Source organism: Tahibacter aquaticus, assembly GCF_004363655.1.
Lineage (GTDB): Bacteria > Pseudomonadota > Gammaproteobacteria > Xanthomonadales > Rhodanobacteraceae > Tahibacter > Tahibacter aquaticus.
Genome location: NZ_SNZH01000011.1, coordinates 167,010 through 173,647, shown reverse-complemented (window position 1 = coordinate 173,647; position 6,638 = coordinate 167,010). Strand labels below are relative to the sequence as shown.

The window sequence follows — 6,638 nt, the reverse complement described above, 5'->3', positions numbered from 1 at the left end:
AGCTCCAGGCAGTCGCCGGCACCGCCATTGGCCGGCGGCACGGCCAGGCTCAGTTCGCGCACGCCCTGGCTGCTGTAGCGCAGCAGATTGCAGTGCTTGATCGTCGTCGGGGTGAAGTCGACAGGACCGCTTAAAACGGCGTAGGTCGCATCGCTGGCCGGATCGACCGCGACGATGGCGATAGTGATCTGGTTCGACGGCAGTGGCAGCCGGTCCGGCTGGAACGTCTTCGTGAAACGCTCGCTTCCGTCCGCCGCGAACCGGCGCAGTATCACGCCCGCTGCAGATCTGCCGGCAAGGACGCTACCGCCGTCCTTGTCCACCGCCCAGTGGCGCCGGTCGTACACGTCTTCATCGCTGGGTTCGTAGGCGGAGAGCAGGCGCGTCCACTGCGGCGCTGTCTGTGCCTGCGCGGCGGTGCCCAGTCCTGCCAGCGCGGTCAGCGCAGCAAGGCGAAGCAATCGGTGGAATTTCGGCGGCATGGTCTTGTCTCCCGGCGGTGTCGTTGAAGCGGCGTCGGCCGCGGCGCTGCACTGAGCACTGGGTAGACGGGGGAAGTGGAAAATTCCCCCCAAAAAATCGGCGCAATTTTCCAGTGTGGTTTTCTCGTACGAATGTCCGCCAGATCGGCTTGGAAAACGCCGATTTTTGCCGTGAATTGGCCGGCAATCTACCTGTCAGACGGAGCGGTTGCCAAAAAAATAGTGAATTGCTATCGCTATTCTTCAGAAATAGAAGTCTGCGTAATTTGTGAAATGCCGGAAATCCACCGAAAATCCCACCCATCCGACCGGTGCCGCCCGTCACCGCCTCAGTCGAAACGGTCGAGAAACACGCGGTCGGCAGCGGGCGAGCCCGGCACGGCAAAGCGCGAAAGGCGTCCGCCCAGCAGGTATTCCGCCGGCCGGCGTATCGAGGAATAGATGCTGCCGTCATCGAACAGATGCCAGAACCAGCGGCCGCCCTGCAGACCGGTATTGGCCTGGCCGTCGAGATCGAAGCGGGCAGTCAGCGACAGATCGTCCGCCGACAGCAGGGCCGCATCGGCGTTCACGCTACTGACGAGAAAACCGTAGTCGCCCTGGGCGTAGAGGCGGCAGCAGGCGTCGTTGTCGCCTGGGCGCTTTGCCAGGATGGCCGCCTGGCTGTCCAGCAGATAGAGGTCGCTGCCCGTGCTGATCAGGTATCTGCCGCGTACCGGGCCCATGCCGGCGAACGAGAAGTCGCTGCTCAGCGTGCCGACATCCAGGGTTGCGGCGGCAGTGCCGTTGGCATCGATCGGGCGCGCACGCACGGGCTGCTGGCTCGCGACGGAAAACGCCAGGCTGCTGCCATCGGCATTGATGCCGACATAGGGCCAGCCCAGGCCCAGTTCGACGCGCCAGCGCTCGCTGCCGTCGGCGTCGAGGCGCAACAGCGTGGTCAATGCCGGTGTGCAGGAAACCGGGCTAGGTGGAGAAGTCTGGCAGCCGAGAAAATTGCGCCGCGACGTGACCAGGCTGACGCTGCCGTCCGGCCACAGCCGCGAGTCGAGCAGATCAACCGTATCGCTGCTGCCCGGCAGGCCGATGCTGCGCGTCTCCTGCAGTACGCCCGCAGCGGAAACGCGCGACCAGCGCAGGCCGCCGGCGTGTGCAGCAATGTCGATGGCGCGATCGGCATCAGCCAGCAGCACGCCGGCATGCATCGTGGTGCGGGCAATGGCGGGAAATTCGGTTTCGCTCAGGACCGAGCCGTCGGCGCCGATGCGCAGCAGTGCGCGGCGCAGGCCCAGCGCCGACGGGGCCGACCTGGCCAGTGCGATCCAGGCCGAGCCGTCCGCGTAGACGTGGCTGGCGCCGGCCAGGGTGCTGTCGTCGGCGACGCAGGCGGGGCAGGCGGGATATTGCCAGCGGCGCTGCGCGTCGGGCGACAGCTGCACCAGAGTGCCCTGCAGATTGCCGATGATGCCGCCGAGGGGGTTGGCGCTGGTGCTGCTGATCGAGCGTATGACCGGCATGCTGCAGGCGCGCAGATCGTCCAGCACGGCGCCCTGGCTGTTCAGGCTGATCACATGCGGAGCGATACCACAGCCGCTGTCGCTGCGCTGGATCTGCGCCAGCAGTGTAATGCGGCCATTGTCCCAGCGTGCGCCGCCGGCCCGCAGGCCGTCGCTGCTTTCGATCTGACGCGACCATCTCAGCTGGCCGGAAGCGCTGTACGCATCGACCCCTAGTGCACCGGCGCGGCGCGGAAACGGTGGCGAAACCAGCACACCCTGGTCCAGCGCTGCCATGTCGGCACCTTCGCGCTGCCACAGCACGCTGCCGTCGCGGCCCAGCGCAACGACGCGGCTGTCGCTGGCGGAAAAAGCATAGATCGTGCCGAGTTCATCGTGTACCAGGCGGTCGTAGCCGCTCCCGGGCGGCGTATCCAAGCGCAGCCGGCGTGTGCCGTCGGCATGGTAGAACGCGACGAAGCCGGGCTCGCCCTCGCCGGAACGGCCGACGACGACGGCTTCGCCGTCGGGCAGCAGGTCGATCGCGGTCGCGCGGCTTTGGCTGCATTGTGGACAACGGAAAGTATCCAGCGACAGCAGCGTACCGCTGGCATCGAAGCGGCGCACGGCGGCAACACGGTCGCCATCCGGCATGCCGCGCAGACCGCCGCTGCCGGCCAGCCAGGTAGTGCCGCTGTCATCGTCGAAGGCGACGCCGCCGTGATGCAGCAGGCTTTCGTTCTGTCCCGGATAGAACGCCCAGCGCACCGTTCCGCTGCGGTCTATGGCTTGCAAAACGGCGTCCTGCAGGACCAGGACTGCAGCGTTGCCATAGGTGCTCAGCTGCTTTGCATCGCCTGCACCTTCCGGCATTGCCTGCTGCCACAGGCCTGTGCCGTCAGGCTGCAGCAGATCGAGCCGGGCCGGACGCCAGTCGCCGGCGACATCGCTGAGGACGAATGCACCGCCGCCAGCGGCATCGTGCGCCAGCTGTACCACCGCTTCGCCGGCATAGGATTCTGGCTGCAGCGGCAGCGTGAAGCGTTCGCGGCCGTCCGGCTCCAGTGCACGCAGGCGAAAGCCGTCCGAACCGGGCATATCCCGCGCGGCAACCAGGTGCGTGCCGTCGCCCAGGCGCAGCCAGCTGCCCTGCAAGGTCTGCAGCGGACGCTCCGCGGTGTTTGCGCGCAAGCGAAAGGTCTGCGACCACTGCGGCAGCTGCAGCTCGCCGGCGCTCTGTGCAAGCGCCGATGTGGCGATGCCGGCGATCAGGCCTGCAGCGAGCAGGCTGGCGGTTGTCTTGCACATGCGAAATCTCCCCTGAAGCGGGGCAATTCTAGGGGTGTCTCTGCGGCCTGGCCGATAAGAAACCGTTACGGCACGTGCACTTCGTCAGCGTATGCCGCGCAACAGCGCTTGCCAGCTGCGCCATTGCCGCGATACTCGCCTCAGCCTCCTGCGAACGACCGACTATGACCGACAGCATTGTTGCGGCCCAGGCGGCCGAACTGATCCACGCCGGCTTTGCCAACTACCACGCACGCTTCCGCGCCATCACCCAGCGCGCCCAGCGGCGCTTCGAAACGCGCGACTGGAGCGCGGCCACTGCCGATGCGGTAGAGCGTATCGAGCTGTACGACACCTGCATCGCCGGCCTGGCTGCACCGCTGGAAGCCTTGCTCGGCGAGCGCCTGCGCGAGCGCGCGCTGTGGCACGGCATCCACGCCGCGTATAGCCGCGCCATCGCCAATCTGCTCGACCAGGAGCTGTACAAGACCTGGTACAACACACTGACCCGGCGCTACTTCAAGACCCGCGGCGTCGACGCGGATATCGAATTCGTCGCGCTGGACATCGAACCGACCGACCGCATCACGCATCCGGTGGCGCGGCACAGCTATGCGGTCTGGAGCAATCTGGCGCGAGTCTGCCAGGCCATCCTCGACGACTATCCCTTCGCTGCCGCCTACGCCCATGCGGGCCTGTGCGCGATCCGCATCGCCGAGGCGATTTCGCGCCGGCTGGAATCCTGGGGCAGCGATCCGGTGCGCGCGATCGAGCTGATGCAGACGGTGTTCTATCGCGAACAGCGCGCCTACCTGGTCGGCCGCGTATTCGGCGCCGAGCGCATCACGCCGCTGCTGATCGCGCTGGTACACGAGCCCGGCGGCATCCGCGCCGACGCGGTGCTGACCGAACGCGAACATGTCGCCCAGGCCTTCGGCTACACGCGCAGCTACTTCCATGCCGACCTGGCAACGGTCGGCGACGCAGTGGTATTCCTGCGCACCTTGCTGCCGTCCAAGCCCATCGACGAGCTGTATACGGTGCTCGGCCGCGCCAAGCAGGGCAAGACCGAACGCTACCGGCACTTCTTCCGCCATCTGGAACGCGATCCGGACGAGCAGTTCGTGCATGCCGACGGCGAGCGCGGCATGGTCATGCTGGTGTTCACGCTGCCGTCGTATCCGCTGGTGTTCAAGCTGATCCGCGACCGCTTCGCCTTTCCCAAGGAAAGCGTGCGCGAGGAAGTGATGGGCAAATACCGCCTGGTCTTCCATCACGACCGCGCCGGCCGCCTGGTCGATGCACAGGAATTCCGTTTCCTGCGTTTTCCACAACGCCGCTTCGCGCCGGCGCTGCTGGCGGAAATCCTGGCCGAGTGCCGCGAAAGCGCCTATGTCGACGGCAGCGACCTGGTCATCGCGCACAGCTACGTGGAGCGGCGCCTGCGTCCCCTGAACCTGTACCTACGCGAGGTCGATGCGGAAGCGGCGCGGCGCGCCATCCTCGACTACGGCCAGGCGATTCGCGACCTGGCGCGCAGCAACGTGTTTCCGGGCGACCTGCTGCTGAAGAATTTCGGCATCACGCGCAACGGCCGTGCGATCTTCTACGACTACGACGAACTGTGCTTCGTGCACGAATGCCGCTTCCGTGCCCTGCCCGACGACGAAGGCGACGGCGCCAGCGGTGGCGATGCCTGGTACGTGGGGCCGAACGATGTGTTCCCGCAGCAGTTTCCGCGCTTTCTCGGCCTCAACGACGACCTGCGCGCGGCATTGCTGAGCAAGCACGAGGAGATCTTCGACGTGCGCTGGTGGCTGCAGCTGCAGCAACGCATGGCCAAGGGCGAGCGCATCGACGTGCCGCCGTACCCGGCCAGTGCCTGCCTGGATACGGTGGCGTTGCTGGGGCAGTCGCTGGACTAGCCTCGGGCGTTCGGTGGGGGGATACCTTGCGGCGCAATCGCTGTGCTCATCGCGCCCTACGGAAGCACGCTGCGCACTGACGTCGTGGGGGACGATGGGCGCAAGCGAATGGCGCTGCCAGCTGACGACGACAGCGGCCGTGTGGTGACCAGAAGGTCGACGCTCACGCGCATCCGCCGCAAGCAAGATCGCTGTCGTGCTGCTGCGCCGGCGTAGCCGCTACCGGCTCGCGCTGTGCTGCTGTCCGGGACGCGCTGTCCACGGCCGCATCGAGCAGGTCTTCGGGCCGTACGAAATGGCCATGCAGGAACAACAGGTCTTTCCAGATCGAGCTCATGTCGGGTCTCCGGGGAAGGCGTGCCGGGATCGACACGACTTGAAGGTGTTGCTAGGTTAGGCCGGCGCCGGTGGCGTAAAAAGCGACATCTTTGCAAGCCAGGCTTGAGGAAAATTCAACATGGCAAAACTGCCGCTGACCGCCCTGCAGGCTTTCGTGCTGGCGGCGCAGCAGCGCAATCTGTCGCGTGCGGCCCTGGGCATGAGCCTCACCGTGAGTGCGCTGAGCCACCAGATCCGCGCGCTGGAACAGCGCTTGCAGCAGACCCTGTTCGTGCGCGGTCCGCGCGGTGTCAGCCTTACGCCCGACGGCGAGCGCCTGCTCGATGCCGTGGCCGCGCCGCTCGATGCGATAGCGCGCGCGCTGCAGCCGCCGCGGCAAAGCCGCGACGGCGCGCTGAGCCTGTCGATGCTGCCGACCGTGGCTTCGGGCTGGCTGGTGCCGCGGCTGCCGCGATTCGTTGCGCGCCACCCGGAACTGGAACTGCATCTGCACTCGGGCAGCAGCCTGGTCGATTTCAACAAGGAAGCCATCGACGCGGCGCTGCGCTTCGGCCCCGGCACCTGGCCGGGGCTGGACGCGGTACACCTGTTCGACGAGTGGATTACGCCGGTGGCCAGCCCGGATTTCCTCAAGCGGCGCAGCCGTGTGCCCGAGCCGGCAGAGCTGGCGCGCTGGCCGCTGCTGGGCGACCCGGGCGAACGCTGGAAAGACTGGTTTCTGCAGTTCGGCGGCGCGCCGCCCAAGCGCTACGTGGCGAATTTCGGCGACACGGAAACCCTGCACCGCGCGGCGCTGGAAGGCCTGGGCGTGGCCCTGGGGCGCATGACCATGGTCAAGCCGCTGATCGAGGCCGGCCGCCTGGTCGCGCTGATGCCGCAGCGCCTGCGCGCAGAGTGGTCGCACTACCTGGTCTATCCGCCGCGTTCGGCCCAGCATCCGGGCGTGGCCGCGTTCCGCACCTGGCTGCTGGAAGAGGCCGCGCAGCATATTTCCGCGACGGCTGCGGTACATGCGCCGGCGCCGCGTTCGCGGCGCAGCCGGCGCTAGTGCCGTTCCGGCGCATTCGCCGCACCGCCTGGCGTAGCGTCATCGCCGCTCCCGACCGGCC

5 protein-coding genes are annotated in these 6,638 nt (G+C 67.0%); 2 read left to right on the top strand and 3 right to left on the bottom strand.

Features of this window, described 5'->3' with window-relative positions; all coding sequences use genetic code 11:
• The coding region (locus DFR29_RS29265) for a hypothetical protein (protein ID WP_166654180.1) at positions 1 to 482 on the bottom strand (482 nt) is incomplete at its 3' end.
• Between the two features lie 329 nt (positions 483 to 811).
• Positions 812 to 3,286 (bottom strand): hypothetical protein, encoded by a 2,475-nt coding sequence (locus DFR29_RS17845; protein WP_133819980.1) that lies wholly within the window; start codon positions 3,284 to 3,286, stop codon positions 812 to 814.
• 164 nt (positions 3,287 to 3,450) lie between these two features.
• On the opposite strand from DFR29_RS17845, the gene aceK reads away from it, so the two are divergent.
• Positions 3,451 to 5,190 carry a bifunctional isocitrate dehydrogenase kinase/phosphatase gene (gene aceK, locus DFR29_RS17840; RefSeq protein ID WP_133819979.1) on the top strand — a complete coding sequence of 580 codons (1,740 nt, stop codon included), beginning with the start codon at positions 3,451 to 3,453 and terminating at the stop codon, positions 5,188 to 5,190.
• 163 nt (positions 5,191 to 5,353) lie between these two features.
• Here aceK and DFR29_RS29260 read toward each other — a convergent pair whose 3' ends face one another.
• Positions 5,354 to 5,527 (bottom strand): hypothetical protein, encoded by a 174-nt coding sequence (locus DFR29_RS29260; RefSeq protein WP_166654179.1) that lies wholly within the window; start codon positions 5,525 to 5,527, stop codon positions 5,354 to 5,356.
• Positions 5,528 to 5,647: 120 nt separating this feature from the next.
• On the opposite strand from DFR29_RS29260, the gene DFR29_RS17835 reads away from it, so the two are divergent.
• Positions 5,648 to 6,577, top strand: coding sequence for a LysR substrate-binding domain-containing protein (locus DFR29_RS17835; protein ID WP_133819978.1), 930 nt, complete (start codon positions 5,648 to 5,650; stop codon positions 6,575 to 6,577).
• The last annotated feature ends 61 nt before the right edge of the window (positions 6,578 to 6,638 follow it).

Coding starts and splice junctions, on each gene's coding strand:
- aceK (WP_133819979.1), top strand. CDS start 3,451: ATGACCGACAGCATTGTTGCGGCCCAGGCGGCCGAACTGATCCACGCC.
- DFR29_RS17845 (WP_133819980.1), bottom strand. CDS start 3,286: ATGTGCAAGACAACCGCCAGCCTGCTCGCTGCAGGCCTGATCGCCGGC.
- DFR29_RS29260 (WP_166654179.1), bottom strand. CDS start 5,527: ATGAGCTCGATCTGGAAAGACCTGTTGTTCCTGCATGGCCATTTCGTA.
- DFR29_RS17835 (WP_133819978.1), top strand. CDS start 5,648: ATGGCAAAACTGCCGCTGACCGCCCTGCAGGCTTTCGTGCTGGCGGCG.